Raw genomic sequence first — 26801 nt, forward strand, 5'->3', positions numbered from 1 at the left:
GCGGCTGCCGTCCCAAGATACTGATCAGGAATTTTCCATGGCAGATGCCCTCAAAATCGGCATTGCGGGCTTGGGTACCGTTGGTGCCTCGCTCGTCCGCATCATCCAGAGCCGCGCCAACGAGCTTGCCGTCACCTGCGGCCGTCCCGTCAAGATCGTCGCCGTCACTGCGCGCGATCGCACGAAGGATCGCGGCATCGACCTGACTGATGTCGAATGGTTCGGCGGTCCGGTCGATCTGGCTCAGAAGGCCGATATCGATGTATTCGTCGAACTGATCGGAGGTTCCGAGGGCGCCGCCAATGCGGCCGTGCGGGCTGCTCTTGCTCGCGGAGTGCACGTCGTTACCGCCAACAAGGCGCTGCTTGCCTATCACGGCGTCGAACTCGCTGAGATCGCGGAGGAGAAGGGCGTCCTGCTCAACTTCGAAGCGGCCGTCGCCGGTGGTATTCCGGTCATCAAGGCCCTGCGGGAATCCCTGACGGGCAATACAATCTCGCGCGTCTACGGCATCATGAACGGCACCTGCAACTACATTCTGACCCGGATGGAGAAGGAAGGCCTGTCCTTTGCCGATTGCCTCAAGGAAGCCCAGCGTCTCGGCTATGCCGAGGCCGATCCGGCCTTCGACATCGAGGGCAACGACACCGCCCACAAGCTCGCCATCCTGACGACGCTTGCTTTCGGAAACCGTATCGCGGCCGATGACATCTATCTTGAGGGGATCACCAACGTCTCCATCGAGGACATCCGCGCCGCAGCTGATCTCGGCTATCGCATTAAGCTGCTCGGCGTTGCCCAGCGCACCGAAAGCGGTATCGAACAGCGCGTGCATCCGACCATGGTGCCGCTTGATTCGGTCATCGCCCAAGTCGATGGCGTCACCAATGCCGTCGCGATCGAATCCGATATTCTGGGCGAATTGCTGATGGTCGGCCCCGGCGCCGGCGGCAACGCCACGGCCTCCTCCGTCCTCGGTGACATCGCCGATATCGCCAAGAGCCGGCCGGGCGAACAGCGCGTGCCGGTGCTCGGTCATCCGGCCAAGGCGCTCGAGCCCTATCGCAAGGCGCAGATGCGGAGCCACGAAGGCGGCTATTTCATCCGCCTGACGGTTCTCGACCGCACCGGCGTCTTTGCAAGCGTCGCGACCCGCATGGCGGAGAACCATATTTCGCTCGAATCGATCGTGCAGCGGTCGACGCAGCACCTGTCGCCCTCGGCACACCAAACGATCATCCTCGTCACCCATGCGACAACAGAGGATTCGGTGCGCAAGGCGGTTGCGGCCATCAAGACCGAAGGCTACCTCGTCGGCGAACCGCAGGTCATCCGTATCGAACGGCCGAAGGAATAGGCTGACCACGGCACCACGCTTCAAAGGAGCGCTGCCGCCTGCAAATTTTGGGAGAGATGGTGGAGCAACCGGTCGATCCAGTTCAACGGGCCTTTCTGGGCGTGGAGCGCTCGGTTTCCGGCAATCGCTGGGTTTCCCGGCTCGACCAGGCCGGTCAGAACAGGGCGCTGGCCATCGCGCAGGTGCACGGCCTGCCGGAGCTGATCGCCCGCGTGCTTGCTGGCCGTGGCGTCGGTATCGACGAGGCCATGGCCTTCCTCGACCCGACGATCCGCAGTCTGATGCCGGATCCTTATCTGCTGACCGATTGCGAGAAGGCGGCTCAGCGCCTCCTGCGCGCGATTAAGGCGGGCGAGACCGTCGCGATCTTCGGAGACTATGATGTCGATGGTGCCGCCTCGTCAGCGCTGCTCTATCGCTTCCTGACCCATTTCGGCGTTTCGGCCAGCATCTACATCCCCGATCGTATCTTCGAAGGCTACGGCCCCAATCCCAACGCCATCAACCAGCTCATCGACAATGGTGCAACTCTGATCGCAACAGTCGATTGCGGCTCCACCAGTTTCGAAGCGCTGGAGGCGGCAAGCGCGCGCGATATCGACGTCGTCGTTATCGATCACCACCAGGTCGCGCACGAATTGCCGCCATGCCATGCGCTGGTCAATCCGAACCGCGAGGATGATCTGTCCGGGCAGGGGCATCTCTGCGCTGCCGGCGTCGTCTTCCTGGTTCTGGTTGCTGCCCTGCGTCAGCTGCGTGAAGCGGGCGATTCCCGGGCACGCTCGGTGGATCTGCTCGCATGGCTGGATATCGTCGCGCTGGCGACCGTCTGCGATGTGGTGCCGCTGAAGGGCCTCAACCGCGCCTACGTCGTCAAGGGCCTGATTGCTGCCCGTCATCAAGGTAATCCCGGGCTTGCCGCTCTGTTTCGCAAGGCAGGGCTCGGCGGCCCGGTGACGCCCTATCATTTCGGCTTCCTGATCGGCCCGCGCATCAATGCCGGCGGCCGCATCGGCGATGCGGCACTCGGCGCGCGCTTGCTGACGCTCGACGATACTGCCGAAGCCGAGACGATCGCCGCCAAGCTTGACGAGCTCAACCGCGAAAGGCAGGCCATGGAGGCCGCCATGCTGCAGGAGGCGGAGGGCGAAGCGCTGGCAGAGTATGGCAATGGCGACGGCGCTTCCGTCATCATCACTGCACGGGAGAATTGGCACCCCGGCATCGTCGGTCTGATCGCGTCGCGCCTGAAGGACAAGTTTCGCCGGCCGGCCTTTGCGATTGCCTTCGATTCGTCGGGCAAGGGCACCGGCTCCGGCCGCTCGATCAATGGCTTCGACATGGGCCGCATGGTCCGCGCCGCCGTCGATGCCGGCCTGCTGGTCAAGGGCGGCGGCCACGCGATGGCGGCCGGCTTGACGGTGGAGCGCAGCAATCTGGGAAAACTGCGCGCCTTCTTCACCGAGAAGGCGGAAAAGCAGGTTGCCGGGCTGGTGGCCAATGAGACGCTGAAGATCGACGGTGCACTCGGCGCAAGCGGTGCGACCGTGGAACTGATAGACAGGCTCGAAACCGCCGGTCCTTACGGCTCAGGCCATCCGCAGCCGGTCTTTGCCCTGCCGAGCCACCGGCTGCGCGATTCGCGCCTTGTCGGCCAATCGCATATCAAGGTCACGCTGGAAGCGCAGGATGGCGGCCGGGTGGAGGGCATAGCCTTTCGCGCGGCAGAGACGCCTCTGGGTGAATTGCTATTGTCTTCCCGCGGTGCGCAGATCCACGTTGCCGGCACGCTCGGCGCCGATCATTGGCAGGGAAGCCGACGCGTGCAGCTTCGCGTCACGGACGCGGCCAAGGCACCCTGATCATAGACGAGATCGCATGGGCGGGGAACGCCAGCGAAAATAACGGCATAAATTCAAAGATTTCAGGGGAAAGACAGTGGCACGCCCTAGGGGAGTCGAACCCCTCTTTACAGAATGAAAATCTGTCGTCCTAACCGATAGACGAAGGGCGCGTGCTGTGGCGCCCTTATAGTCAGCACCTTTTGTTCCCGCAAGCGGAAAATCGAGAAAAATCCACGACTAGACGCAGATTTTTCGATGCATTTGTGGAAAACGTCGGGACATCGCGATCTGGTACGCCCTAGGGGAGTCGAACCCCTCTTTACAGAATGAGAATCTGTCGTCCTAACCGATAGACGAAGGGCGCAGGCCGTGAGAGGTACATAGGAATAGCGCATTGCGACCGCAAGCGGAAGCTCGATTAACTGACAGATGGCCGGGAGAACAACAGTGGCACGCCCTAGGGGAGTCGAACCCCTCTTTACAGAATGAAAATCTGTCGTCCTAACCGATAGACGAAGGGCGCGTGCTGTTGTGTGGCGCGCTTATAGCGGGGTGATTTCATTCCCGCAAGCGGCAATTTTGCTTTTTTGTGGAAAAAATGACAGATGAGTGAAATCGCTGCCGTGCTCGAATAAGCGAGACTTAACAGGATGTTATCGGAGGTGGCCGAGGTTGCCTGGAAACGTCCGCCTTTACTGGCCGCTTCCGTTTTGTATCGGCTGCACCAGCAGTTTGCCGTCCTTGCCCTGGTTCTTCGATGCAATGAAGTTCGCCAGCATCGCTGCTTCCTTGCTGTCCAGCTTGCGGACGTTGGAGCCGGGCAGTGGCATGATTTTCGAAGGCGTCGCATCGGCTGTCGGCTTCGTGGGGTTCGTGGAAGTGGATGCGGCGGCATTGCGGATGACGGGCGGCGGCAGAATGGCCTCCGAGGTCCGGTCGGGGGACAAGCCGGGATTGCCGGATTGCGGCGCAACGTCCTGCACAGCGCTCGGCGGCATGCTGTAGACGCTGCGCATCATCGGCGTGATTCCTTGGCCGCCCGCGCCAGGCTGGGTGGTTGCCAAGGTCCCGTCCGGATTGACGGCGATCGGCGGTGGGCTCGAATAGATGCTGCTCCTGTTCGCATTGACGGCGGTCGGTTGCGTGACCAGGCCGGCAATGCTTGCGGACGCATCCGAAGGCGCGGCCGTTGGTGCGGCGGGGTAGAGGGCTTGGTTCTGTTCGGCGATCACCTGCTGCCGCGTGCCGCTGACGCTGTGGACCAGCGGGTCGCGATAGGCGACATCGCCCTTCTGCCGTCGCGCTTCAGCCTTGTTGTTCAAGCTGGCCGCGAGCTGTTCGGCTGTTGTCTGCTGCGGAGCAGCCTCCGATGTCTCTTTCGGCTTTGTTCCGGTGGTCGCGCAGCCGGCGATCATCACAAATGACATGACGACCGCAATAGTGCTTGCTAGCTTCTTCCTGCCGTATAAAATCTGTTGATCGCACAAAGGATGTTCCCCGCAAAAAAGGTTTGCATCGGAACGGCCTCCTGCGAGGGACGATGATATCGCGTGCGCCGACTGGGAACGATGACGGCGCGATATCCGATGCATGATGCTTCGAGTCGTCCAAGCATGCCGAGGATGGGCATGGGCGGCAAGCGCGAAACGGATGGCTCCGCGCGTGCCGTAAGCCTCGCGAAAGCTTGCGCCTTACCAGGAGCCGGTGTTGGGCAACGAAGCCCAGGGCTCGGACGAGGGAAGATTGGCGCCCTTCTGCAGGATCTCGATGGATATGCCGTCCGGAGAACGCACGAACGCCATGTGACCGTCACGCGGCGGTCGGTTGATCGTGATGCCATTGTCCATGAGCTTTTGGCAGGTCGCGTAGATATCGTCGACCTCATAGGCAAGGTGGCCGAAGTTGCGTCCTCCGGTATATTCCTCCGGATCCCAGTTGTAGGTCAGTTCCAGGCTGGGGGCGCCGTTGCTCCGGGATGATTCGGCATCCTCGCCGGCTGCAAGGAATACGAGTGTGTAGCGACCCTTCTCGTTCTCATAACGGCGGGTTTCGGTGAGGCCGAACAGGGTGCTATAAAAATGCAACGAGGCGTCCAGATCGGTCACGCGGACCATTGTGTGGAGATAACGCATTCTATTTCCTCTCTTAATGTTGGGCTGGGCCGATCTTGGATCGCGACACCAGCTTCGCGCAAGTCTTTGCGGGATAATCTAAGGGTGGGAATAAAGAAAACTAGGACTTGCGCTTTTCCGTTACCAAGATGTTAATCTTGATATCAGGGAATCAGTTAACCGTAACAGTGTGACGCGTAATCGAGGGCTGGCTAGGATGGGTGACAGAATTTCATCGAAGGGAGTTGACGACTTCGAGGAGATGTCGGGCGATGCCGTCGAGCTCATCGAGATCTCGGGCGTCGTCAAGTGGTTCGATGTCGCCAAGGGGTTCGGTTTTATAGTGCCTGACAATGGCATGCAGGATGTGCTGCTGCACGTGACGTGCCTGCGGCGGGACGGTTATCAGACGATTCTCGAAGGAACACGCATCGTCGCGCTGATCCAGCGCAGGGAGAGGGGCTATCAGGCCTTCAAGATCCTCTCCATGGATCAATCGACTGCCGTGCATCCCTCGCAGATGCCGCCGGTGCGCACGCATGTGCAGGTAACGGCGACCAGTGGCCTGGAACGCGCCTTGGTCAAGTGGTTCAACCGCACTAAGGGCTTCGGCTTCCTGACGCGCGGCGAGGGCACCGAGGATATCTTCGTGCACATGGAGACACTGCGTCGGTTCGGCCTGGCGGAGCTGCGGCCAGGGCAGGTGGTGCTTGTCCGCTTCGGACCCGGCGAGAAGGGTCTGATGGCGGCGGAAATTCACCCGGACGCACCGAGCCCGGCAACGCGGCCGCACTAATATGACCGGAGATTTGTTTCTCAGAGTTTTGAAAAGCGCCGTCGTGGCGCTTTTTCTCGTTGGAGCTGCCGCTCCTTCCTCCTCCGCAGCGCAGACGACAAGCCAGCAGTCGATGGCATTCGATTCGGAGCCGCTGACGATCACATCGGCTGGTGGCAAGACGCATAAGCTCACCGTGGAACTGGCCCTGACGCCGCCGCAGCTGGAATTCGGACTCATGTATCGTGACAGGATGCCCGCCGATCACGGCATGCTGTTCGATTTCGGCACGTCGCGGCCCGTCATGATGTGGATGAAGAACACCAAGCTGGCGCTGGACATGCTTTTCCTGGACAAGACCGGCGTCGTTACCCACATTCAGGAGGACGCCGTGCCTTATTCCGAGGCGATTATCGATTCCAATGGGCCGGTTGCCTACGTCATCGAGCTGAATGGTGGAATTGTCAAAAAGCTCGGCCTTGCCGTCGGCGACAAGGCGACGAGCGCCACCATTTCGGCAAAACTGAACAAATAGGTTTTCACCAGGAAGAACTGCCCGGCACGATTTTAGCTGTTGCAGCGTGCAGACGAACCGTGTATCTCCGCACTCGTTCCGCTGGACGGGTGTCAGGCGGTGCAACGTGATCCCTGCAGAAACGCAATATTCCAAGGGATCATGCTTGAGGTACGGAGTGTAGCGCAGTCTGGTAGCGCATCTGGTTTGGGACCAGAGGGTCGGGAGTTCGAATCTCTCCACTCCGACCACTTTAAAATCCCCATCTATATCGATGAATTCGCGCTGATACCGGCCGCCTTTTCGCTTGAAAACAAAGGGATTCGCGGCTAAGCAAAGGTCGTGTTCGCTAGATCTTTAAAGATCGAGCCAAGGCAAGAGAAGCAAAGAAGCGGGTTGCTCCCGCTTTATTCGGAGGCGCTGCAGCAATGCCTGCCAAGATTTATCGTCCCGCAAAGACCGCCATGCAGTCCGGCAAGGCCAAGACCAATGTTTGGGTTCTCGAATTCGATCAGGAGATCCCGCGCAAGATCGATCCGATCATGGGCTACACGTCTTCGGCCGACACGCGCCAGCAGCTCAAGCTGACCTTCGATACGCAGGAGTTGGCCGAGGCCTATGCCCAGCGCGAAGGCATAGAATACCGCGTCATCGCCCCCAAGGATCCCACGCGCCAGACGGTTTCCTATTCCGATAATTTCCGTTACTCGCGCATCCAGCCCTGGACACACTGAAACAGGCGCTTATTGAAACCGCTGCCCATTGAGTTTGACGGCGGTTTCAGGCATGTGTTGGCGGCCGCGAACAACTTGCGGCTCGGCTCACGGCCCCTTAGCTCAGCTGGATAGAGCACCTGCCTTCTAAGCAGGTGGTCGCAGGTTCGAATCCTGCAGGGGTCGCCAATCCTTTCCGATTTTTTTCCAGGACGCCTTTCACGCTGCGCTACCCTCATTTCGTCGCCGCCAGCCACCCGCCGGCATCTCTCGGCCTCGTCGCGTCGACTGCCATCTGGAAGAGGTCGTAGCCGGTCATTACCCCGGCCAGTTTGATGACGACGATGGCCGCGCTCAATAGCGCGAGCCCACCGACGATTTTGTCGCTTTTCTTCACGGCCCGCTTCCCCTGACGCCTCGTGAATGCCGCGTGTTTCGCGGTGGTAGGCAGTATATCGCGTTCTACGTGAAGCGCTACTCGGCTTGTTCAAGTCGCCAGTCGCCCGGCGGCGATCAGCAGAAGGCCGCCGGCGATGCCTTCGCTCCATCTTCGACCGCGATCGGTGAAGCTTCCCTGGGAGCCAACGGCCGCAATGGCGAAGCTGAGGAGCGCATAGAAGACCCCGCACAGCCCGATGAAGATTGCGGATAGGAGGCTCGCCTGCAGGGCGATGCTCCCATCGTGCTTTATGAACTGCGGCAGGATGGCGAAATAGATCATCATGCCCTTGGGATTGAGAATAGCTGTCAGGAGGCCGCGCCGAAACGAGTTCGTCGCCGAAGCCGACGGTTGCGCGGCTTTTCCGGCTTTGAGCGAGGATGCGATCAGTCGAGACGCAAGGTAAGCCAGATATGCGATGCCGAGCCAACGCAGGAGCATGAACAGGGCGGGTGAGGTGGCGATGATGGCGGCCACGCCGAGGGCTGCAAGCGTCGAATGGACGACATAGCCGATGCAGATGCCGGCCGTCGAGCGCAGTCCGGCCACGGCGCCGCCGGACATGGCCTGCGATGCCACGAAGAGCATGTCCGGCCCCGGTGTGCAGATGAGGGGCAGGACAGTGCCCGCGAAGAGAAGAAGCTCGATGTTTTCCATGAATGGCAGTCTAAAGGCCTGGCGAGGCAATCGGCTTGCGAAGGTGTCAATTCTGATCGATTAATTGGCATTGGAATCCATGATTGCGCTCTTGTTGATAGAGGATGCCAATGCGGCTGGACGAGATCGATAAGCGTATTCTGCGCGCTCTGCAGCGCGACGGGCGAATTCAGAATGTGGAACTGGCGAGGGAGGTGGGGTTGTCTCCATCGCCTTGCCTGCGGCGCGTCAAGCTCCTTGAGGATGCCGGCATGATCGACCGCTATGTGGCCGTCCTCAATCCGGCCAAGGTCGGGCTGCCGCTATCCATGTTTGCCCGCGTCTGGCTGACGGCCCAGGATGCAGAAACGATCGATCGCTTCATAGCGGCAATGAAGAAGCTGCCTGAGGTGATGGAGTGCTACATAATGCTTGGCGAAAGCGATGCGCTGTTGCGCGTCGCCGTATCCGATCTCGACGACTACAGACAGTTCCAGTCCACGCATCTGACGAAGATCAACGGCATCCAGAACGTCAAGACCGATGTGCCGAGCCAGATCGTCAAGCAGACCTACGCCTTGCCCTTGCGCTGACCGCTTTGGCTCCGCTGGTGCGGAGTATCGACGAAAAACCCGCCGGCTGCATCGCAGCCGGCGGGTTCCTCATTGTCCTATAATTTGCGCGAACTCAGTGCAGGATCTGGCTGAGGAAGAGCTTGGTGCGCTCATGCTGCGGATTGTCGAAGAATTCCTTCGGCGAGTTCTGCTCGACGATCTGGCCCTGGTCCATGAAGATGACGCGGTTGGCGACCTGGCGGGCAAAGCCCATTTCATGGGTGACACACAGCATGGTCATGCCTTCCTCGGCAAGACCCACCATGGTGTCGAGCACTTCCTTGATCATTTCCGGATCGAGCGCCGAGGTCGGCTCGTCGAACAGCATGATCTTCGGGTTCATGCAGAGCGAACGGGCAATCGCCACGCGCTGCTGCTGGCCGCCCGAAAGCTGGCCGGGATATTTCTTCGCCTGCTCCGGGATCTTGACGCGGGTGAGAAAGTGCATGGCTATTTCTTCCGCCTGCTTCTTCGGCATCTTGCGCACCCAGATCGGCGCCAGCGTGCAGTTCTCCAGGATCGTCAGGTGCGGGAAGAGATTGAAGTGCTGGAACACCATGCCGACTTCGCGGCGGACTTCATCGATCTTCTTCAGATCGTTGGTGAGTTCCACGCCGTCGACGACGATGCTGCCCTTCTGGTGCTCTTCGAGGCGGTTGATGCAGCGAATCATCGTCGATTTGCCGGAGCCGGACGGACCGGCGATGACGATGCGCTCGCCGCGCATGACCTTGAGGTTGATGTCGCGCAGCACGTGGAAATCGCCGTACCACTTGTTCATGTTGATCATTTCAACCGCGACTTCCGTCTCGGAAATGGTCAGTTTTTTCGGTTGGGCGTCAGCCATATTATCTTCCCTCAGTTCTTATCGTTTGTGGCCGGTGTCGAGATGGCGTTCCATGAAGCCTGAATAACGCGACATGCCGAAGCAGAAAAGCCAGAATATGAAGCCGGCGAAGACCAGCCCCGTTATCGGTGTCACGGGGCTCGCCCAGTTCGCGTCGGAGAAATTCTGGCGGACGATGCCGAGCAGATCGAACATGCCAATGATCGCTACCAGCGACGTGTCCTTGAACATGCCGATGTAGGTGTTGACGACGCCCGGGAGGACCAGCTTGATGGCCTGCGGCAGAACGATCAGCCGCATCTTCTGCCAATAGCCGAGGCCGAGCGAGTCTGCGCCTTCGAACTGGCCTTTCGGCACGGCCTGCAGGCCGCCGCGAATGACTTCGGCCATATAGGCCGAGGTGAAGATCGCGACGCCGACGATAGCGCGCAGCAGCTTATCGACGGTCCAGCCCTGTGGCATGAACAATGGCAGCATGTAGCTGGCCATGAACAGCACCGTGATCAATGGCACGCCACGGATGACCTCGATAAAGATCACGCACAGCATACGGACGACAGGCATTTTCGAGCGGCGCCCGAGTGCAAGCACGATGCCGAATGGAAACGAGACCGCGATCCCGACGAAGGAAATCACCAACGTCACCAGCAGGCCGCCCCATCTTTCCGTTTCCACGACCTCTAGGCCTAAACCGCCATGGAGCAGAAAGAACGAAACGATCGGCAGCACGAAGAACGCGAGAATCGCGTTCAATCCCTTCCTGGGAAGCGATGGCATCATGAGCGGCACGAAGGCGATGATCGTCAGAATCATAACGAGCACAGGCCGCCAGCGTTCATCCGGCGGATAGAGGCCGAACATGAAGATGACGAATTTCGCGCGGATGAAAGCCCAGCAAGCGGCATTCCAACCGTCCGGCTGGGTTCCGCCCTGAACGGTCGTGGCGCAGAAAGTGCGGTCGGTTCCGCTCCAGACTGCCTGCACGAACAACCAATTGACCAGATGCGGGATCACCCATGCAAGGAAGGCAATAGCGATCACGGTCAGAACAACGTCCTTTGGTGTCGCCAGGAGGTTCTTCCTGATCCAATGCCACGCACCTTTCTCGCCAGCCGGTGCTGGTTGCGCCAGAAGGAGGGTCTTGCTGACCAAGCTTTGATTTGGGTTTGACATCCTATCTCTCCACCAGAGCCATCTTGGCATTGAACCAGTTCATGAACAGCGACGTTGCGATGCTCAAGGCGAGATAGATGATCATCCATATGATCACGACTTCGACCGCGCGGCCGGACTGATTGAGGATCACGCCGCCGACTGCGACGAGATCGGCATAGCCGATGGCGATGGCGAGCGAAGAGTTTTTGATCAGGTTGAGATATTGGCTCGTCAACGGTGGAATGATGATGCGCATTGCCTGCGGAATGACCACGAGCCTGGTGATCGCCGACGCGCGAAGGCCGAGCGCACCTGCCGCTTCCGACTGGCCTTTCGCTACGCCGCGAATGCCGGCGCGCACGATTTCGGCAATGTAGGTCGCGGTGTAAAGAGACAATGCCAGGAGAAGTGCAATGAACTCCGGTCCCACGACGGATCCGCCCGTCAGGTTGAATTTGCCGGCGACCGGATAATCGAAGGAGAGCGGCAGGCCCACCGCAAGGAAGGTCAACAGCGGCAGGCCGATCAGCACGCCGACCGACACCCAGATCGTATGGAATTGCTGGCCTGTCGCCGCCTGGCGCTTGTGTGCCCAGCGCGCCAGGAAAACTACCGCCACGATAGCGACAACGAAGGCAACGCCGACGGCCCACATACCAGCGCCGAAAATCGGGCTGGGGAAGGCGAGGCCACGGTTGCTGAGATAGGTGGAAAACGGCAGATGCACGGCATCTCGCGCTTGCGGCAGCAGCACCAGAACGCCGCTGTACCAGAAGAAGATAACGAGCAATGGCGGAATGTTGCGGAAGATTTCGACGTAGGTCTGGGAAAGCTTGGCGATCAGCCAATTGTTTGAAAGCCTGCCAATGCCGATGATGAAGCCGACGATCGTTGCGCAGACGATGCCGACCACTGAAATGAGAAGTGTATTGAGCAGGCCGACGATGAGCGCTTGGGTATTGGTGGAATCGCTGGAATATGGAATCAGCGCCTGTCCGAGATTGAAGCCGGAGCGGCCTTCCAGGAAGCTGAAGCCGAAGGAACGGTTCAATGCGCGTAGATTGTCGGCCGTATTGTGGATCAGGAACCAAACGAGAGCCACAAGAATGATAATGGTGACGGCCTGATAAAACACCCCCCTGACTTTCGGGTTGTTTATAACAGGTATGATCACAGATAGGACCACAGATACAAATGAACGCTCGCCCTCAGGCGAATTTGTAGTAATTGCCATGCAGAAATTTTCCCCAATGTGCCTGTTTCAGGCTTGTTTTCTTGAGGGGAGAAAGGCGAAAGCCGCCTTTCTCCATAAGTTTATGCCGTTCGCGGCTTAGCGGACCGGCGGTGCGTACTGGATGCCGCCCTTGTTCCACAGCGCATTCAGGCCACGAGCGATCTTCAGCGGGCTGCCGGCGCCGATGTTGCGGTCGAAGACTTCGCCGTAGTTGCCGACGCCCTTGATGATGTTGTAGGCCCAGTCGTTGGTCAGACCGAGGTCGGTGCCGATCGTCGAACCCTGCTCAGCGCCGAGGAAGCGCTTGATGTCCGGGTTTGCCGAACCCTTCATCTCGTCGACGTTCTTCTGCGTGATGCCGAATTCTTCAGCGTTGATCAGCGCGTAAGCGGTCCAGCTGACGATGTCGAACCACTGCTCGTCGCCCTGGCGAACGGCCGGTCCAAGCGGCTCCTTGGAGATGATCTCCGGCAGAACAACGTTGTCGTCGGGGTTCTTCAGAGTCAGACGCAGCGAATAGAGGCCCGACTGGTCGGTGGTGTAGACGTCGCAACGGCCGGAATCATAGGCGGCGTTGACTTCCTCGAGCTTGTCGAAGACCACCGGATTGTACTGAAGGTTATTAGCCTTGAAGTAGTCGGCGAGGTTGAGTTCCGTCGTGGTACCGGACTGGACGCAGACGGCGGCACCGGAGAGTTCCAGAGCGGACTTGACGTTCAGTTCCTTGCGGACCATGAAGCCTTGGCCGTCATAGTAGGTGATCGGGCGGAAGTTGAGGCCGAGCGCCGTATCGCGGTTGATGGTCCAGGTCGTGTTGCGCGACAGCAGATCGACTTCACCGGACTGCAGCGCGGTGAAACGGTCCTTGGAGCTGAGGGGGGTGTACTTGACCTTGGTCGCATCACCGAAGACAGCCGAAGCGACTGCCTTGCAGAAGTCGACGTCGAAACCGGCCCAGTTACCGGATGCGTCTGGCTGTGCGAAGCCAAGAAGACCCGTATTCACGCCGCATTGAATGAAGCCCTTGGCCTTCACGTCGCTCAGCGTCGAAGCCGAAGCGCCGGAGGCGGTGTATGCCAGTGCCGCGGCTCCCAGCAATACGGACAGCGCAAACTTTTTCATCTTTCCCTACCTTTGACTATTGTTTTATAGTTAAAATGTATCGCTCCCGAAGCAGGTTCTCGGAGAACCACGTTCCCTCACTCTCCCGGTGCGAGTGGTCCTATCACAGTCGTAAATGGATTTGCGGTCAAGACATTGGCCCAATTATTGCGGATTTATTCGGCATTTTCGCCCGGGGCGTTCGAAAAATGAGCGTTTGGCGTGAAAATAAGCGGCATTTTGCCAAAAAACTACGCGAAAACGGAGGTTAATTCGCTATTTTCGTTATTTTAGCCTTCTAGTAATAAGAGGACTGAGACGGATCAGGGTTGACCCCGCTGGACTTGCTCGCCACAAATCGAGGTTCCTACAGCGCCAAGGGCATATCCGGACATGAAAGACAAAGACACATTGCTGCAGAACGCCGGCATCAATACGCGTTTATCCCACATCGGCAATTCGCCCTCCGATTTCCACGGATTCGTCAATCCGCCCGTGGTTCATGCGTCCACGGTGCTGTTTCCGAATGCACGGACCATGGAAACGCACGACCAGAAATATACCTACGGCACGCGCGGCACGCCGACGACGGATGCGCTTTGCGAGGCGATCGACGCGCTGGAGGGATCGGCGGGAACGGTCATCGTCCCGTCCGGGCTTGCGGCTGTCACCATACCTTTTCTTGCGTTTTTATCCGCCGGTGACCATGCGCTGGTCGTCGATTCGGTCTACGGGCCGACGCGCCACTTCTGCGATACGATGTTGAAGCGGCTCGGTGTCGAGGTTGAATACTACGATCCGCTCATCGGCGCCGGCATCGAGCAGATGATCAGGCCGAACACCAAATTGGTGCATACAGAGGCGCCGGGTTCCAATACCTTCGAAATGCAGGATATATCAGCGATTTCGACGGCTGCTCACAGGCACGGCTGCGTCGTCACGATGGACAATACCTGGGCAACACCGCTCTATTTCAAGCCGCTTGATCACGGCGTTGACATCTCGATCCATGCGGTGACCAAGTATCCGGCCGGCCACTCCGATATTCTGATGGGGACCGTTTCCGCCAATGCGGCGCATTGGAAGCGCTTGCTGGACGCCCATGGTCAACTCGGCATCTGCGGCGCACCGGATGATGCTTACCAGGTGTTGAAGGGCTTGCGCACTATGGGTGTGCGGCTGGAGCGCCATCAGCAGAGCGCGCTTGCCATCGCCCAATGGCTGGAGGGACGGGAGGAGGTTGCGCGCGTACTGCATCCCGCGCTGCCGAGCTTCCCAGGCCATGCGATTTGGAAGCGCGACTTCAAGGGATCGAGCGGCATTTTCTCCTTCGTGCTGGCTGTCGACAGCCCTCAGAAATTCAAGGCCAAGGCGCATGCCTTCCTCGATGCGCTCCGGATTTTCGGTCTCGGCTATTCCTGGGGCGGCTTCGAAAGCCTCGCTTTGCACGTCAGCCTCAACGACCGCCGCCTCGCCAAGGCGCCGACGGAGGGGCCGGTATTGCGCCTGCAGATCGGCCTGGAAGACGTGGCCGATATCAAGGCGGATATCGAAAAGGGGTTTGCGGCAGCCAAGGAGGCTTGATCAGCCGATGGCGCGATAGCCGTAGATCCAGTCCATGTCCGCCGCAAGACTTTGCGGCGGGCGCAGGGACAGAACGAGGTCGCGCGCCATCCGTATCGGCCCGCGGGCATGGTAGGCGAACTGATTGAAGGCGGCGCGCTGGCGCAGGCGGGCGATGCGCGGCGCGCGATGCTTCTCATAAAGATCGAGTGCTTCAGAGACAGAGCGCGTTGCGAGCATGCCTGCCAATTCGAACGCATCCTCGATTGCCATGGCCGCGCCTTGGGCGGCGAATGGCATCATCGCATGAGCCGCATCGCCGATCAGGATCGTGTCGCTGCCATTGTGCCATCGGCCGACGCCCATTTCGTAAAGCGGCCAGAAGCTTGCCTGCTCCTGCGTTTCCAACATCCGCAGAATTGCGTTGTTCCAGCCGGAGAAGCCGCGCAGCATATTGTCTCTTTGGGCCTTGCTGCCGATAGCGCTCCAATCGTGGCTCGCGCTGCTGCCGGAAACGATGGCGACGATATTGAAGGCGGCGGTTTCGCGGATCGGATAGCAGACGAGGTGGCTGGAGGGACCGAGAAACGCCGTGACGCTGGTCTTGTTCAGGATGGCCGGTGCGGAAGCCTCCGGAAGAGTGAAACGCCACGCGATGTTGCCGGAAAAGAGCGGCGAGGGGGCGCCGGGCACCAAGGCGCGTGCCTTTGACCAGACGCCGTCCGCGCCGATGACGAGATCCATGTCCCGGCCGGCGATCCCATCCAATCCCCGTCTGTCTTTGATATCGACGTGTCGGCCGAGATGCAGCGTGCAAAGCGCGTTGGCTGTCACCGCATCGAGAAGTGCTTTCTGCAGGGTCGCGCGATGCGCCGTGCCGTAGGGGGATCCCCATCGCTGCTTGGCGAAATCGCCGCATGGAACGGATGCGACCGGCCGCAGCGAATAGCCGGAAACCAGCCGCACGTCCTGCGGTTCGAGCCAGATGGGCAGAAGCGCGTCGAGCACGCCCAGCGCATTGAGAATGCGGGAGGCGTTTGGGGAAATCTGCAGGCCGGCGCCAACTTCGGTCAACACGTCCGCCTGTTCGAAAATCTCCGAGCGGATGCCATGCCTTGCCAGCGCCAGCGCCGCCGTCAACCCGGCTATTCCGGCGCCGATGATGGCAGCTGTTTTGATCGGCATTCGGCTATGTCCGATCGCGATCCAGGAGGGTCACGCGGCCTTGAAGTGGAAGACGCAGCCGGGCGGGTTGGTCTGGTCCGCCTTCAGCGACGGATTGTAGCGGTAGAGCGTCGAGCAGTAGGAGCAGACCTTCTCGCTATCGTCGCCCAGGTCGATGAAGATATGCGGATGGTCGTAGGGAACCGAGGCGCCGGTGCACATGAATTCCTTCACGCCGATTTCGATAACGCGGTGTCCGCCATCGTTCTGGAAATGGGGAATATTGTGGCCGGCCATGATGATCTCCAAATGCGTCTTGCCTTGAGCGGCATGAATGTTGCGCCAGACTTGGTAGCCCCTCTTTATAATCCTTCTCGCCGATTGTGTAGTGCGAAAGTCCGGCTCGGCGCAGAGATTTTCGCGAAAGCGGGGTTCACCTGATATCGCCGATAAAATATGGTCCGGCGCCAATAAGCCCTGTTTGCGAAGATACAGCCATGAATTTGAATGTTCCTCCGATTTCCTATTTTGTCAGCGACGGATTGAAGCTCGCCTATTTCGACGAGGGCAATCCGAATGGTCAGCCGGTTTTGCTGATTCACGGATTTGCCTCGACCGCGGTTGCCAATTGGGTCAATCCGGGCTGGCTCAAGGTGCTTGATGAGGCGGGTTACCGCGTGATCGCCATCGACAATCGCGGTCACGGCATGAGCGACAAGCCCTATGATGCCGATGTCTATCATCCCTGGATCATGGCCGAAGACGCCGTCGCTCTGCTCGATCACCTCGGCATCCCCGAGGCGCATGTCATGGGCTATTCGATGGGCGCGCGCGTTTCGACCTTCATGGCGATCACGCATCCTGACCGTGTTCGTTCGCTGGTGCTCGGCGGCCTCGGCATCGGCATGGTCGAAGGAGTCGGCGATTGGGATCCGATCGCGGACGCCCTGCTGGCGCCATCGCTGGACGATGTCATGCATCTGCGCGGCCGCATGTTCCGCGTTTTTGCCGAGCAGACCAGGAGCGACCGGCAGGCGCTTGCCGCCTGCATCCAGGGGTCGCGCGATCTGGCCGCAAAGGAGGATGTGGCGAGGATCGAGGCGCCGACCCTGATCGCCGTCGGCACCAAGGACGATATTGCCGGCTCGGCGCAGGAGCTTGCTGATCTGATGCCTCATGCCGAAGTCGTCGACATCCCCAACCGCGATCATATGCTCGCCGTCGGCGACAAGGTCTTCAAGACGGCGGTTCTTGAATTCTATAAGCGGCTGGAGAACTGACGGGCTGGATCGATCAAGTCACCTGCCGGTGAAATGCGGTTTCCGTCGCGCGGCAAAGGCCGCCCGCCCTTCGGCATAGTCGGCGCTGTCGAAAGTCTCGGCGCCGATCACTTCCGCCTCGCGCAGCAGATCGCCATCCTGTTCGATGACGGCGCGGATTGCGAGTTTCGAGGCATGCAGCGCGATCGGCGCATTGGCAGCGATCGCATGGGCGAGGGCGGAAACCTCAGCGTCGAACGCGCCGGCCTCTATCTCTTCCAGCAGAAATCCGGCCGCAGCCATCTTCTCGCTCGACATGGGAGCGCCCGTAAAAAGCGCGACCTTGGCCATCTGCGGCCCAAGCGCGTTGACGATGTCCTGCACGGCGTCGGCGGGATAGGCGATGCCGAGGCGGACGGCGGGTATGGAGAAACGCGCACCTTGCTCCGCGATCCGTAGATCGCAGGCAGCGGCGAGCCCGAAGCCGCCGCCGTAACAGACGCCGCGGATCGCCGCGATCGTCGGCACGCGGCAATGACGAATGGCCGTGAAGGCCTGACTGTTTAAAGCCTCGTAGGCGACGGCCGTTTCGGCATCTTTACGCACGCTATCGAATTCGCGGATGTCGGCGCCCGCGGAAAAATCCGTGCCGGCGCCGCGAAGAATGATAACGTGGGCGTGCGCCTCGTCGGTCAAAATGCGCACGGCCTGAGGAAGTGCACGCCACATGGCGGCCGTCACGGCATTCTTGCTGCCGGGGTTGTTGATGGCGATCGTGCCTATGGCATCGCTGCTGGTTGCACGAAGGAGACCGCCGGCAAAATCATGCTCGAAATTCATGCGCGTCCGACCCATTTGTCTTGTGTGGCATTTATTCTATATAATGCACCACTGGCAGCAAATCGGGAGACCGCCAATGGTCGCAGTAACGGACATTCGCCCTCTGGAGGGCCTAGGCGCGGTTAAGATCGTGGATCCCATCTGGGATAGCATGCGCGAGGAGGCTCGCTCGGCCGCTGACCGGGACCCGCTTCTGGCCGCCTTCCTATATTCGACGATCATCAATCACCGTTCGCTGGAGGAATGCGTCATCTATCGCATTTGCGAGCGCCTCGACCATCCGGATATGCAGGCCGTTCTCCTGCGGCAGACTTTCGAGGAAATGCTGAGCGATTGGTCGGAATGGGGATCGATCCTGCGTGTCGATATTCAGGCCGTCTACGATCGCGATCCCGCCTGTCTCCGTTTCCTCGAGCCGGTTCTCTATTTCAAGGGCTTTCATGCCTTGCAGACCCATCGTCTCGCGCACTGGCTGTACAATCGCGGCCGCCGTGATTTTGCGCTTTATCTGCAAAGCCGATCCTCGAGCGTCTTCCAGACCGACATCAACCCGGCTGCGCGGATCGGCAAGGGTATCTTCCTCGATCACGCGACCGGCCTGGTCGTGGGCGAAACGGCCGTTATCGGCGACAACGTATCGATCCTGCATGGCGTCACCCTCGGTGGCACCGGCAAGGAAGGCAGCGACCGCCATCCGAAAATCGCCCATGGCGTATTGATCGGCGCCGGAGCGAAGATCCTCGGCAATATCCAGATCGGCCATTGCTCGCGTATCGCCGCCGGCTCGGTCGTTCTGAAGGAAGTGCCGCCGAAGACGACGGTCGCCGGCGTTCCAGCCAAGGTTGTCGGCGAGGCAGGCTGCTCGGAGCCATCCCGCTCCATGGATCAGCTGCTGGCCGAACGCATGGTTGTCGACCAGATCATGGGCGCCGGAATCTAGGCAAAGTCCAACCTGAACTTCGGGATTTAGCGCCATTGCTGAAGGTATTTGGCGCGGTTCCGGTCTTTACACCGCCGCTTTTCCCATGCAAGAAGCGGCCAAACAGAGATCCTCACGGAGATGCATTGTGAAGCCTGACGAAATCAAGAAACTCGACGCCTACTTCAAGCGCATGTTCAATCCGCAGATGGTGGTGAAGGCCCGGCCGCGCAAGAATGATTCGGCAGAAGTCTATCTCGGCGAAGAGTTCCTGGGTGTTGTCTATATCGATGATGAAGACGGCGACCGTTCCTACAATTTCTCGATGGCTATCCTGGACGTCGATCTCTAAGTCGCTGTAAGTGTCCAATATTCCAGTCCGATTTCGGAGCCGCATTTCATCGAAATGCGGCTCTTTTCTTGGATGCCGACTGAAAATGATCCGATTCGTCGTTCTGAACGGGTGGTTGAACCTTCCATCCACCCAGATGGGATTTTCCGCCAAATCGCAATATTTCTGCCAAAGCCTGTAGTTGCACAGACATTGATATATATTAGAAAAAACAAACGGATGCGTCTGCGCTCTCGTCGATGACATTGTGCCGTCATCGGAAATGCAATCTGCGGGTGATATTGCGATGCACAAGACTACTTGACTAATTGTGCATCGCATTTAAGTCTTGTCTGCGTAAACCGGCCGTGGGCCGGCCAACAAGGGACGGAGAAACATGTTCAATTTCGATGAAGCGAACAAAAAGGGCAAGGAAGCCATGGACACGGCGCTGAAGAGCTACTCCGATGTCAGCAAGGGTTTCCAGGCTATTGCCGCCGAAACTGCTGAATATTCGAAGAAGTCGTTCCAGGATGGTGTTACGCACTTTGAAACGCTCGCCGGCGTCAAGAGCTTCGAAGCTGCTTTCGAACTCCAGAGCACCTACGTGAAGTCGGCCTACGAAAATTTCGTCGCCGAAGCCACCAAGCTCGGCGAAATGTATGCAGATCTCGCCAAGAACGCTTACAAGCCTTACGAAGCGCCTGTCGCTGCAGCGACGAAGGCTGCTAGCAAGGCGGCAGCGACTGCCACCGCCGCTTAAGAACTCGCCCAAGGCGACAATTCCGGAAGGACCGACTGCGCGATGCGCAGTCGGTCCTTTGCGTTTCCGATAGTCGTGCCTGGTTCGACAATAGCTGCAACTTTTTTGGCCGCAGCCCGCTTTGTCAGCGAATTGTGATTGCAGTGTCCCGCAAGGGGCTTAAAATCACGCCGATATGAACTAAGTTATAGGTTCGGATATTCGGCCCGACCGAGTCAATAAACCAACCCAGTTGCCAAGTCGGAATGCGATAGCTTCTGCCGGATGATTTGAGGAAAGAACGAAATGATCGCTGAGCCGATCCGGATGCAAAACAATGGCGAAAGGAACGGGGACAACGGAAATCGCGGGACCTCGGTGATTACACGCACCAAGCCCAAAACCAAGAAGCCCAATCTATACCGCGTGCTGCTTCTGAATGACGACTATACGCCCATGGATTTTGTGATCCACATCCTGGAGCGTTTCTTTCAAAAGGATCTTGAGAGTGCCACTCGCATCATGCTTCACGTCCACAACCATGGCGTGGGTGAATGCGGGATATATACATATGAAGTAGCCGAAACGAAGGTGAGCCAGGTGATGGATTTTGCCCGGCAGCACCAGCATCCGCTGCAATGTGTTATGGAAAAGAAGTGAGGATCTGAACGTGCCAACATTTTCGCCTAGTCTTGAGAAGGCGCTGCACCAGGCACTGACTTACGCGAACGAGCGGCATCACGAGTATGCCACGCTGGAACATCTGCTTTTGGCGCTGGTAGACGACGCCGACGCCGCAGCTGTCATGGGCGCGTGCAATGTTGATCTCGACGCGCTCCGTAAGACTCTGACTGAATACGTCGATAATGAACTTTCAAACCTGATTACGGGCTATGATGAGGACTCGAAGCCGACCTCCGGCTTCCAGCGTGTCATTCAGCGCGCCGTGATCCATGTACAATCGTCCGGTCGCGAGGAAGTGACGGGCGCCAACGTTCTCGTCGCGATTTTTGCGGAACGGGAAAGCCATGCTGCATTCTTCCTGCAGGAGCAGGAAATGACCCGCTACGACGCGGTCAACTATATATCTCACGGTATCGGCAAGCGTCCGGGTTCCTCCCAAACCCGCACGCCGCGCGGCGCCGAGGAAAGCGAATCCGAGAGCAAGCCGACCGCCCGCGGTGAGCAGGAGGAAGGCAACGGCAAGAAGCAGCAGGATGCGCTGAAGGCTTATTGCGTCAACCTCAACGAGAAGGCCAAGAACGGCAAGATCGATCCGCTGATCGGCCGTCATTCAGAGGTCAATCGCACGATCCAGGTGCTTTGCCGCCGGTCGAAGAACAACCCGCTTTATGTCGGCGACCCGGGCGTTGGCAAGACGGCGATTGCCGAAGGTCTTGCCAAGCGCATCGTCGAGGGCAAGGTTCCCGAGGCGCTCGCCGACGCCACGATCTTTTCGCTCGATATGGGCACGCTGCTTGCCGGCACCCGCTATCGCGGCGATTTCGAAGAACGCCTGAAGCAGGTCGTCAAGGAGCTCGAGGAATATCCGGGCGCCGTGCTGTTCATCGATGAGATCCACACCGTCATCGGCGCTGGCGCCACTTCCGGCGGTGCGATGGATGCCTCGAACCTGCTGAAGCCGGCTCTCTCCTCGGGTGCGATCCGTTGCATTGGTTCGACCACCTACAAGGAATACCGTCAGTTCTTCGAGAAGGACCGGGCACTCGTCCGCCGTTTCCAGAAGATAGACGTTAACGAGCCGAGCATCGAGGATGCCATCGAAATCATGAAGGGCCTGAAGCCCTATTTCGAAGAGTATCATCACCTGCGCTATTCGAACGACGCCATCAAGTCGGCTGTCGAGCTGTCGGCTCGCTACATTTCCGACCGCAAGCTGCCGGACAAGGCGATCGACGTCATCGACGAAACCGGTGCTGCGCAAATGCTGCTGCCGCCGTCCAAGCGTCGCAAGCTGATCACCGAGAAGGAGATCGAGGTCACGATCGCCACCATGGCCCGTATTCCCCCAAAGACGGTGTCCAAGGATGACGAGATGGTTCTCGCCAATCTCGAGCAGGAGCTGCGTTCGGTCGTCTATGGCCAGGACACGGCGATCGAGGCTCTGTCGACGGCGATCAAGCTGGCTCGTGCGGGCCTGCGCGAACCGAACAAGCCGATCGGCTGCTACATCTTCTCCGGCCCCACGGGCGTCGGCAAGACGGAAGTCGCCAAGCAGCTTGCTTCGTCGCTCGGCGTCGAACTGCTGCGCTTCGACATGTCGGAATATATGGAGCGTCACACGGTTTCCCGCCTGCTCGGCGCACCTCCCGGCTATGTCGGCTTCGATCAGGGCGGCCTGCTGACCGACGGTGTCGACCAGCATCCGCACAGCGTTGTCCTGCTCGACGAAATCGAGAAGGCGCATCCGGATATCTTCAATATCCTGCTGCAGGTCATGGACCATGGCGCGCTGACCGACCACAACGGCAAGAAGATCGACTTCCGCAACGTCATCCTGATCATGACGACCAATGCGGGCGCATCGGAAATGGCCAAGGCCGCGATCGGCTTCGGCTCGGCCAAGCGTACGGGCGAGGATGAAGAGGCTCTGAACCGCCTGTTCACCCCGGAATTCCGCAACCGTCTGGATGCGACCATTCCGTTCGCGCCGCTGCCGACCGTTGTCATCCACAAGGTCGTGCAGAAGTTCATCATGCAGCTGGAGGCTCAGCTTTCCGAACGGAATGTTACCTTCGATCTGCACGAAGACGCGATCGCCTGGCTGTCCGAAAAGGGCTACGACGAAAAGATGGGCGCCCGTCCGCTGGCGCGCGTCATCCAGGAAAATATCAAGAAGCCGCTGGCGAACGAAATCCTCTTCGGCAAGCTGAAGAAGGGTGGCGTCGTTACCGTCACGGTCGGCACGAAGGAAGACGGCACCACCGGCATCGTGCTCGAAGCAACCGCTGATACGGCACCGATCCGGCCGAAGCCGGAAGCCGAGGTCGGCGATGCGCCGCTCGAGGTGGAGCAGGATGACGGTGACACCACCGTCAAGGCCAGAAGCCGCGTGGGCAAGGCCGGTGCAGCCGCGGATGCCCGCCGTTCGGCCAAGGCCGCGGCGGCCAGCGAAAACGACGAGCCGGAAGGCAAGTCGCCGCGCAAGGGCGGCACGGTGCCGAAGGTTCCGCGCAAGTAACTGCCGATTGGCTGCTTGAGAAAAATGAAAAGGCTGCATTGGAAACAATGCAGCCTTTTCATATGCTTATTTTGATATAATAATTAAGTGCTACAGGTTCGTATTGTCGATTTCGAGGAAGGACTCGACTTCGGGCCCCCAGCGATCGCGCACGAAAGCGACGTGGTCGGGGTCGATGTTATAGGCGTCGTAGCCTGATCGACTATCGAACTCCGTTGAGAACCCGAAAGTAAAATCATTCTTTGGACTGGTCTGCCGAAGCTGCTTGAAGTTTCGGACGCTCAATATCTCTTTGAGAACGAGGGCGTCTTTGAGGAAACTGGTCTCCTCAACCGAACCGGCTTTATGTTTCAGGCGAAAGGCGACAGATGGCGAATCATGTGTCTCCAGGTCAAGCCAGGGCTTCGATGATCTTCTTGGCATTATCAGCCAGCACCGCACCGTCTTCCATCTTGCCCGAATGCGGTTTCAGCGCCACGCCTTCGTGACGCGGAATGACGTGGAAATGGAGATGGAACACGGTCTGCCCTGCGGCAGGCTCGTTGAACTGGGCGATGTAGACACCGTCGGCATCGAAGGCTTCCTGGACGGCGATGGCGACCTTCTGGACGATGGTGATCGCGTGCTGAAGTGCGGCAGGATCGGCATCGAAGATGTTGCGGGACGGAGATTTCGGCAGAACCAGCGTATGGCCCGGCGATTGTGGCATGACATCCATGAAGGCGACCGTGTGCTCGTCCTCGTAGACACGATAGGAAGGGATCTCGCCTTTCAGGATCTTCGCGAAGATATTGTTGGTGTCGTAGGCCGAGCTGGTCATCCGGGATCTCCTCGTCTTCCGTTTATGATTGTCCAGAACGGCTAGATATCTTGCCGTTCGCCTTTGCGGAAGGGGCTGTGTTCGGTAAGGACTTCGCTCATTTCCTCCACCTGCTCCCGCTCGTGCTGCAGATAGTCGGCAACGGCGCGTCGCAAGCCCTGGTGGCCGATATAATGCGCCGAATGCGTGATGACAGGAAGATAGCCGCGCGCGAGCTTATGCTCGCCCTGAGCGCCGGCCTCTACTCGCTTTAATCCCTTGCTGAGCGCGAAATCGATCGCCTGATGATAGCAGACCTCGAAATGCAGGAAGGGATGATCCTCGATGCAGCCCCAATGCCGGCCGTAGAGCGTTTCTCCGCCGATGAAATTGATGGCGCCGGCGATATAGCGTCCCTCGCGTTTCGCCATGACGAGCAGGACATCCTCAGGCATGCGCTCGCCGATCAGCGAATAGAATTTTCGCGTCAGGTAGGGGCGGCCCCATTTGCGGCTGCCCGTATCCATGTAGAAGGCGAAGAACTGATCCCATATGCCTTCTGTCAGATCGCTGCCGGTCAGCCAATCGATGCTGATGCCGTGCTCGAGTGCTGCGCGACGCTCTTTCTTCAGTGCCTTGCGCTTGCGCGACGCGAGGGTTTCCAGGAAGGCATCGTGGTCGGCATAGCCCTCGTTGATGAAATGGAACTGCTGGTCGGTGCGATGCAGATAGCCATCTGTTTCGAAGACCGAGACCTCGTCTTTAGGCAAGAAGGTGATGTGCGCGGAGGAGACGCCGAGTTGTCGTGTCACTTCCTTCAGGCTTTCGGCGAGCGCCGGCTGGATAGCCTGCCGGTCCTGGCCTTCGGCGACGAGCAGCCGCGGCCCTGTGGCCGGCGTGAAGGGCACGGAGCATTGCAGCTTGGGATAATAGCGGCCGCCGGCACGCTCGAAGGCGTCGGCCCAGCCATGATCGAAGACATATTCGCCCTGGCTGTGGCTCTTCAGATAACCCGCAACGGCGCCGATCAAGTCGCCGCCATCGGTTTCGAGCAGCAAATGGTTGCCAAGCCATCCCGTCTTGTCGCTTGCTGAGCCCGACTCCTCAAGCGAGGACAGAAAGGCATGCGAGACAAACGGGTTATATGGCAGCAGCTTGCTTGCCTTGGACGCTCCGGCGAGCTTGGACCAGCTTTCCGGGGCGATGTTCTTGAAGGATCGTTCGACTCGAATGGATAATTCGTCTGTCATCAAATTCTTGCGCTTGGAAGGAAGGATGGATGGGGCTCTCAACCGCTGCGCCACGCGTCCAGTCGGATATGCAAAGGACGCAGCGGAATTTCAAGTTTGCGCATAAGTCCCTCCTTCAATCGATCCCGATTTATGAGGCTATGCGCGGGTCAAAACCTTCGAAGGTCATCTGGTCTGCATTGGCAAATGTATGTTTGCGGGCCGCTTCGTCGCGCACGGTCCAGGTTATGACCGGAATGCCGCGCTGGCGCTGCGCCGTGATGAAGGGGTTCGGCAGGTGGCCGTAGAAGTACGAGATGAAGTCTAGCCCAAGCTGCATGGCTTCGTCATGCTTAAAAAACGCCTCGGGCTCATTTCCGTCGGCCGTGAGACCGATCGGGTAGGGTGCTTCCAGCGCCTTGAGGTCCTTGAGCAGCCAATGGTCGAAGCTCATCAGGGCCACATGTCCCTTGTAGCCTTCCAGCACTTCGAGCACGGCTTCCGCAAAGCCCTCGTCGTCGCCTTCGCGGCCCTTCAGCTCCAGCACCAGCGGTACCTTGCCGTCGCAAAGCCGCAGGAGCTGCTTCAATGTCGGGATCTTGTCCTTGGTGCCGCCGACCGAAAGCAGGCCGAGTTCGGCCGATGTGCGATCGCGCAGCTGAGCGGGCAGATTGCAGACGCGCTGCAGATCGTCGTCGTGGAAGACGACCGGGACGGCGTCCGAGGCATAATGCAGGTCGCATTCGATGGCAAAACCTGCCTCGATGGCCCGGGCAAACGCAGAGAGCGTATTCTCCCAGACCTCCTTGTTCATGTCATGATAGCCGCGATGGGCGACGGGACGTTCGGTCAACCAGGCATGCTTGCTCATCAGGCGATTTCCAGAATGGCATCGATTTCAACGGCGGCATTGAATGGCAGGGCTGCCATGCCGACGGCGGCGCGGGCGTGCTTGCCGGCGTCTCCCAACACGTTTGCCAGAAGATTGGAGGCGCCGTTGATCACAAGGTGTTGTTCGACGAAATCAGGCGTCGAGGCGACGAAGCCGTTCAGCTTGATGAGGCGCTTGATGCGGCCAAGATCCCCGCCGAGCGCTGCCTTTGCCTGCGCAAGAATATTGATGGCGCAGAGTTGGGCGGCGCGCTGGCCGCCGGCAACGTCGACATCCCTGCCGAGATGGCCTGTCACGCCGACCTTGCCGTTTTCCATCGGCAGCTGCCCGGACAGATAGAGAAGATTGCCGCTGATGACATAGGGAACGTAATTCGCGGCCGGTGCGGCGGCCTGCGGCAGAACGATGCCAAGTTCCTTCAGACGACCCTCTATAGCGTCGGACATTTTCATCTCCCGTTTTGTTGTAAAAACTTCAAAAATCCGGCATCAAGACTAAATTCCGTCAATTAGGACCGGCAG

29 protein-coding genes and 5 tRNA genes are annotated in these 26801 nt (G+C 59.1%); 15 read left to right on the forward strand and 19 right to left on the reverse strand.

Features of this window, described 5'->3' with window-relative positions; genetic code table 11:
* Window positions 1-37 precede the first annotated feature (37 nt).
* Window positions 38-1357: a homoserine dehydrogenase gene (locus tag FHT28_RS06425; protein ID WP_168595799.1), complete on the forward strand. Its 1320-nt coding sequence runs from the start codon at window positions 38-40 to the stop codon at window positions 1355-1357.
* A gap of 59 nt (window positions 1358-1416) precedes the next feature.
* Window positions 1417-3219: a single-stranded-DNA-specific exonuclease RecJ gene (gene recJ / locus FHT28_RS06430; RefSeq protein ID WP_112440315.1), complete on the forward strand. Its 1803-nt coding sequence runs from the start codon at window positions 1417-1419 to the stop codon at window positions 3217-3219.
* A 77-nt stretch (window positions 3220-3296) separates the two neighbouring features.
* On the opposite strand, the gene FHT28_RS06435 is transcribed toward recJ, so the two are convergent.
* The 5 genes from FHT28_RS06435 to FHT28_RS06455 all read right to left on the reverse strand — a co-directional run bounded on the left by FHT28_RS06435 (window position 3297) and on the right by FHT28_RS06455 (window position 5333).
* Window positions 3297-3371: transfer RNA gene (locus FHT28_RS06435), tRNA-Glu, on the reverse strand.
* A 119-nt stretch (window positions 3372-3490) separates the two neighbouring features.
* Window positions 3491-3565: transfer RNA gene (locus tag FHT28_RS06440), tRNA-Glu, on the reverse strand.
* 84 nt (window positions 3566-3649) lie between these two features.
* Window positions 3650-3724: transfer RNA gene (locus tag FHT28_RS06445), tRNA-Glu, on the reverse strand.
* A gap of 169 nt (window positions 3725-3893) precedes the next feature.
* Window positions 3894-4628 (reverse strand): hypothetical protein, encoded by a 735-nt coding sequence (locus FHT28_RS06450; protein WP_246703026.1) that lies wholly within the window; start codon window positions 4626-4628, stop codon window positions 3894-3896.
* 264 nt (window positions 4629-4892) lie between these two features.
* The gene (locus FHT28_RS06455; protein WP_047638040.1) at window positions 4893-5333 is read right to left on the reverse strand and encodes a VOC family protein; all 441 of its coding nucleotides are present in this window, start codon (window positions 5331-5333) and stop codon (window positions 4893-4895) included.
* A gap of 196 nt (window positions 5334-5529) precedes the next feature.
* Between FHT28_RS06455 and FHT28_RS06460 the strand changes: the two genes are divergently transcribed.
* From FHT28_RS06460 to FHT28_RS06480, 5 genes are all read left to right on the forward strand, one after another.
* Entirely contained in the window at window positions 5530-6108 is a 579-nt protein-coding gene (locus FHT28_RS06460) for a cold-shock protein (protein ID WP_037201851.1), read from the forward strand.
* 1 nt (window position 6109) lies between these two features.
* On the forward strand, window positions 6110-6622 hold the full coding sequence (locus tag FHT28_RS06465) for a DUF192 domain-containing protein (RefSeq protein ID WP_047557768.1): 513 nt from the start codon (window positions 6110-6112) through the stop codon (window positions 6620-6622).
* Between the two features lie 153 nt (window positions 6623-6775).
* A tRNA-Pro gene (locus FHT28_RS06470) sits at window positions 6776-6852 on the forward strand.
* Window positions 6853-7029: 177 nt separating this feature from the next.
* Window positions 7030-7335, forward strand: a complete 306-nt coding sequence (locus tag FHT28_RS06475) for an ETC complex I subunit (RefSeq protein WP_092573687.1) — start codon at window positions 7030-7032, stop codon at window positions 7333-7335.
* A gap of 91 nt (window positions 7336-7426) precedes the next feature.
* A tRNA-Arg gene (locus tag FHT28_RS06480) sits at window positions 7427-7503 on the forward strand.
* A 46-nt stretch (window positions 7504-7549) separates the two neighbouring features.
* Here FHT28_RS06480 and FHT28_RS06485 read toward each other — a convergent pair.
* Window positions 7550-7711 carry a hypothetical protein gene (locus FHT28_RS06485; RefSeq protein WP_167669545.1) on the reverse strand — a complete coding sequence of 54 codons (162 nt, stop codon included), beginning with the start codon at window positions 7709-7711 and terminating at the stop codon, window positions 7550-7552.
* A 90-nt stretch (window positions 7712-7801) separates the two neighbouring features.
* Window positions 7802-8410 carry a LysE family translocator gene (locus tag FHT28_RS06490; protein WP_168595800.1) on the reverse strand — a complete coding sequence of 203 codons (609 nt, stop codon included), beginning with the start codon at window positions 8408-8410 and terminating at the stop codon, window positions 7802-7804.
* Between the two features lie 110 nt (window positions 8411-8520).
* Between FHT28_RS06490 and FHT28_RS06495 the strand changes: the two genes are divergently transcribed.
* Window positions 8521-8982 carry an Lrp/AsnC family transcriptional regulator gene (locus tag FHT28_RS06495; RefSeq protein WP_168595801.1) on the forward strand — a complete coding sequence of 154 codons (462 nt, stop codon included), beginning with the start codon at window positions 8521-8523 and terminating at the stop codon, window positions 8980-8982.
* A 94-nt stretch (window positions 8983-9076) separates the two neighbouring features.
* Here the strand turns inward: FHT28_RS06495 and FHT28_RS06500 are convergent, their stop codons facing one another.
* From FHT28_RS06500 to FHT28_RS06515, 4 genes are all read right to left on the reverse strand, one after another.
* Window positions 9077-9850, reverse strand: a complete 774-nt coding sequence (locus tag FHT28_RS06500) for an amino acid ABC transporter ATP-binding protein (protein WP_037201864.1) — start codon at window positions 9848-9850, stop codon at window positions 9077-9079.
* Window positions 9851-9868: 18 nt separating this feature from the next.
* Window positions 9869-11023, reverse strand: coding sequence for an amino acid ABC transporter permease (locus tag FHT28_RS06505; RefSeq protein ID WP_037201866.1), 1155 nt, complete (start codon window positions 11021-11023; stop codon window positions 9869-9871).
* A 1-nt stretch (window position 11024) separates the two neighbouring features.
* Window positions 11025-12239 carry an amino acid ABC transporter permease gene (locus FHT28_RS06510; RefSeq protein WP_168595802.1) on the reverse strand — a complete coding sequence of 405 codons (1215 nt, stop codon included), beginning with the start codon at window positions 12237-12239 and terminating at the stop codon, window positions 11025-11027.
* Between the two features lie 96 nt (window positions 12240-12335).
* Window positions 12336-13361, reverse strand: coding sequence for an amino acid ABC transporter substrate-binding protein (locus FHT28_RS06515; protein ID WP_037201870.1), 1026 nt, complete (start codon window positions 13359-13361; stop codon window positions 12336-12338).
* A gap of 372 nt (window positions 13362-13733) precedes the next feature.
* Between FHT28_RS06515 and FHT28_RS06520 the strand changes: the two genes are divergently transcribed.
* On the forward strand, window positions 13734-14924 hold the full coding sequence (locus FHT28_RS06520; protein WP_168595803.1) for a cystathionine beta-lyase: 1191 nt from the start codon (window positions 13734-13736) through the stop codon (window positions 14922-14924).
* Here the strand turns inward: FHT28_RS06520 and FHT28_RS06525 are convergent, their stop codons facing one another.
* Window positions 14925-16088 (reverse strand): FAD-dependent monooxygenase, encoded by a 1164-nt coding sequence (locus tag FHT28_RS06525; RefSeq protein WP_168595804.1) that lies wholly within the window; start codon window positions 16086-16088, stop codon window positions 14925-14927. It abuts the gene before it with no gap.
* A 30-nt stretch (window positions 16089-16118) separates the two neighbouring features.
* Complete coding sequence (locus FHT28_RS06530) at window positions 16119-16364, reverse strand: zinc-finger domain-containing protein (protein ID WP_037201878.1); 246 nt, start codon at window positions 16362-16364, stop codon at window positions 16119-16121.
* 200 nt (window positions 16365-16564) lie between these two features.
* Between FHT28_RS06530 and FHT28_RS06535 the strand changes: the two genes are divergently transcribed.
* Window positions 16565-17347, forward strand: coding sequence for an alpha/beta hydrolase (locus tag FHT28_RS06535; protein ID WP_037201881.1), 783 nt, complete (start codon window positions 16565-16567; stop codon window positions 17345-17347).
* 18 nt (window positions 17348-17365) lie between these two features.
* Here FHT28_RS06535 and FHT28_RS06540 read toward each other — a convergent pair whose 3' ends face one another.
* Entirely contained in the window at window positions 17366-18166 is an 801-nt protein-coding gene (locus FHT28_RS06540; protein ID WP_047557916.1) for an enoyl-CoA hydratase-related protein, read from the reverse strand.
* Window positions 18167-18242: 76 nt separating this feature from the next.
* On the opposite strand from FHT28_RS06540, the gene cysE reads away from it, so the two are divergent.
* The 5 genes from cysE (at window position 18243) to clpA (ending at window position 23360) form a co-directional block, all read left to right on the forward strand.
* The gene (gene cysE / locus FHT28_RS06545) at window positions 18243-19106 is read left to right on the forward strand and encodes a serine O-acetyltransferase (RefSeq protein WP_168595805.1); all 864 of its coding nucleotides are present in this window, start codon (window positions 18243-18245) and stop codon (window positions 19104-19106) included.
* A gap of 127 nt (window positions 19107-19233) precedes the next feature.
* Complete coding sequence (locus FHT28_RS06550; protein WP_034505173.1) at window positions 19234-19437, forward strand: DUF3126 family protein; 204 nt, start codon at window positions 19234-19236, stop codon at window positions 19435-19437.
* Window positions 19438-19813: 376 nt separating this feature from the next.
* Window positions 19814-20179: a phasin family protein gene (locus tag FHT28_RS06555; protein ID WP_037201886.1), complete on the forward strand. Its 366-nt coding sequence runs from the start codon at window positions 19814-19816 to the stop codon at window positions 20177-20179.
* A 285-nt stretch (window positions 20180-20464) separates the two neighbouring features.
* Window positions 20465-20818, forward strand: coding sequence for an ATP-dependent Clp protease adapter ClpS (clpS, locus tag FHT28_RS06560; protein ID WP_034505170.1), 354 nt, complete (start codon window positions 20465-20467; stop codon window positions 20816-20818).
* A 10-nt stretch (window positions 20819-20828) separates the two neighbouring features.
* Window positions 20829-23360, forward strand: a complete 2532-nt coding sequence (gene clpA / locus FHT28_RS06565; protein WP_037201887.1) for an ATP-dependent Clp protease ATP-binding subunit ClpA — start codon at window positions 20829-20831, stop codon at window positions 23358-23360.
* Window positions 23361-23450: 90 nt separating this feature from the next.
* Here clpA and FHT28_RS06570 read toward each other — a convergent pair whose 3' ends face one another.
* The 5 genes from FHT28_RS06570 to FHT28_RS06590 all read right to left on the reverse strand — a co-directional run bounded on the left by FHT28_RS06570 (window position 23451) and on the right by FHT28_RS06590 (window position 26726).
* Window positions 23451-23783 carry a Dabb family protein gene (locus FHT28_RS06570; protein ID WP_052212336.1) on the reverse strand — a complete coding sequence of 111 codons (333 nt, stop codon included), beginning with the start codon at window positions 23781-23783 and terminating at the stop codon, window positions 23451-23453.
* Window positions 23752-24180, reverse strand: coding sequence for an HIT family protein (locus FHT28_RS06575; RefSeq protein WP_037201889.1), 429 nt, complete (start codon window positions 24178-24180; stop codon window positions 23752-23754). The genes FHT28_RS06570 and FHT28_RS06575 overlap by 32 nt, the downstream gene beginning before the upstream one ends.
* Before the next feature lie 41 nt (window positions 24181-24221).
* Entirely contained in the window at window positions 24222-25409 is a 1188-nt protein-coding gene (locus FHT28_RS06580) for a GNAT family N-acetyltransferase (RefSeq protein ID WP_168595806.1), read from the reverse strand.
* A 130-nt stretch (window positions 25410-25539) separates the two neighbouring features.
* Window positions 25540-26259, reverse strand: coding sequence for a glycerophosphodiester phosphodiesterase (locus FHT28_RS06585; protein ID WP_037201894.1), 720 nt, complete (start codon window positions 26257-26259; stop codon window positions 25540-25542).
* Window positions 26259-26726 carry a RidA family protein gene (locus FHT28_RS06590; protein ID WP_168595807.1) on the reverse strand — a complete coding sequence of 156 codons (468 nt, stop codon included), beginning with the start codon at window positions 26724-26726 and terminating at the stop codon, window positions 26259-26261. The genes FHT28_RS06585 and FHT28_RS06590 overlap by 1 nt, the downstream gene beginning before the upstream one ends.
* Between the last annotated feature and the right edge of the window lie 75 nt (window positions 26727-26801).

The sequence above is a fragment of the Rhizobium sp. SG570 genome (genome assembly GCF_012275345.1).
GTDB lineage: Bacteria > Pseudomonadota > Alphaproteobacteria > Rhizobiales > Rhizobiaceae > Rhizobium > Rhizobium lusitanum.

Bases quoted from the DNA above. Each gene is read 5' to 3' on its own strand.
- FHT28_RS06425 (WP_168595799.1), top strand. From the start codon at position 38: ATGGCAGATGCCCTCAAAATCGGCATTGCGGGCTTGGGTACCGTTGGT.
- FHT28_RS06450 (WP_246703026.1), bottom strand. From the start codon at position 4,628: ATGTCATTTGTGATGATCGCCGGCTGCGCGACCACCGGAACAAAGCCG.
- FHT28_RS06455 (WP_047638040.1), bottom strand. From the start codon at position 5,333: ATGCGTTATCTCCACACAATGGTCCGCGTGACCGATCTGGACGCCTCG.
- FHT28_RS06460 (WP_037201851.1), top strand. From the start codon at position 5,530: ATGGGTGACAGAATTTCATCGAAGGGAGTTGACGACTTCGAGGAGATG.
- FHT28_RS06465 (WP_047557768.1), top strand. From the start codon at position 6,110: ATGACCGGAGATTTGTTTCTCAGAGTTTTGAAAAGCGCCGTCGTGGCG.
- FHT28_RS06475 (WP_092573687.1), top strand. From the start codon at position 7,030: ATGCCTGCCAAGATTTATCGTCCCGCAAAGACCGCCATGCAGTCCGGC.
- FHT28_RS06490 (WP_168595800.1), bottom strand. From the start codon at position 8,410: ATGGAAAACATCGAGCTTCTTCTCTTCGCGGGCACTGTCCTGCCCCTC.
- FHT28_RS06495 (WP_168595801.1), top strand. From the start codon at position 8,521: ATGCGGCTGGACGAGATCGATAAGCGTATTCTGCGCGCTCTGCAGCGC.
- FHT28_RS06500 (WP_037201864.1), bottom strand. From the start codon at position 9,850: ATGGCTGACGCCCAACCGAAAAAACTGACCATTTCCGAGACGGAAGTC.
- FHT28_RS06505 (WP_037201866.1), bottom strand. From the start codon at position 11,023: ATGTCAAACCCAAATCAAAGCTTGGTCAGCAAGACCCTCCTTCTGGCG.
- FHT28_RS06510 (WP_168595802.1), bottom strand. From the start codon at position 12,239: ATGGCAATTACTACAAATTCGCCTGAGGGCGAGCGTTCATTTGTATCT.
- FHT28_RS06515 (WP_037201870.1), bottom strand. From the start codon at position 13,361: ATGAAAAAGTTTGCGCTGTCCGTATTGCTGGGAGCCGCGGCACTGGCA.
- FHT28_RS06520 (WP_168595803.1), top strand. From the start codon at position 13,734: ATGAAAGACAAAGACACATTGCTGCAGAACGCCGGCATCAATACGCGT.
- FHT28_RS06525 (WP_168595804.1), bottom strand. From the start codon at position 16,088: ATGCCGATCAAAACAGCTGCCATCATCGGCGCCGGAATAGCCGGGTTG.
- FHT28_RS06530 (WP_037201878.1), bottom strand. From the start codon at position 16,364: ATGGCCGGCCACAATATTCCCCATTTCCAGAACGATGGCGGACACCGC.
- FHT28_RS06535 (WP_037201881.1), top strand. From the start codon at position 16,565: ATGAATTTGAATGTTCCTCCGATTTCCTATTTTGTCAGCGACGGATTG.
- FHT28_RS06540 (WP_047557916.1), bottom strand. From the start codon at position 18,166: ATGAATTTCGAGCATGATTTTGCCGGCGGTCTCCTTCGTGCAACCAGC.
- cysE (WP_168595805.1), top strand. From the start codon at position 18,243: ATGGTCGCAGTAACGGACATTCGCCCTCTGGAGGGCCTAGGCGCGGTT.
- FHT28_RS06555 (WP_037201886.1), top strand. From the start codon at position 19,814: ATGTTCAATTTCGATGAAGCGAACAAAAAGGGCAAGGAAGCCATGGAC.
- clpS (WP_034505170.1), top strand. From the start codon at position 20,465: ATGATCGCTGAGCCGATCCGGATGCAAAACAATGGCGAAAGGAACGGG.
- FHT28_RS06570 (WP_052212336.1), bottom strand. From the start codon at position 23,783: ATGCCAAGAAGATCATCGAAGCCCTGGCTTGACCTGGAGACACATGAT.
- FHT28_RS06575 (WP_037201889.1), bottom strand. From the start codon at position 24,180: ATGACCAGCTCGGCCTACGACACCAACAATATCTTCGCGAAGATCCTG.
- FHT28_RS06580 (WP_168595806.1), bottom strand. From the start codon at position 25,409: ATGACAGACGAATTATCCATTCGAGTCGAACGATCCTTCAAGAACATC.
- FHT28_RS06585 (WP_037201894.1), bottom strand. From the start codon at position 26,259: ATGAGCAAGCATGCCTGGTTGACCGAACGTCCCGTCGCCCATCGCGGC.
- FHT28_RS06590 (WP_168595807.1), bottom strand. From the start codon at position 26,726: ATGTCCGACGCTATAGAGGGTCGTCTGAAGGAACTTGGCATCGTTCTG.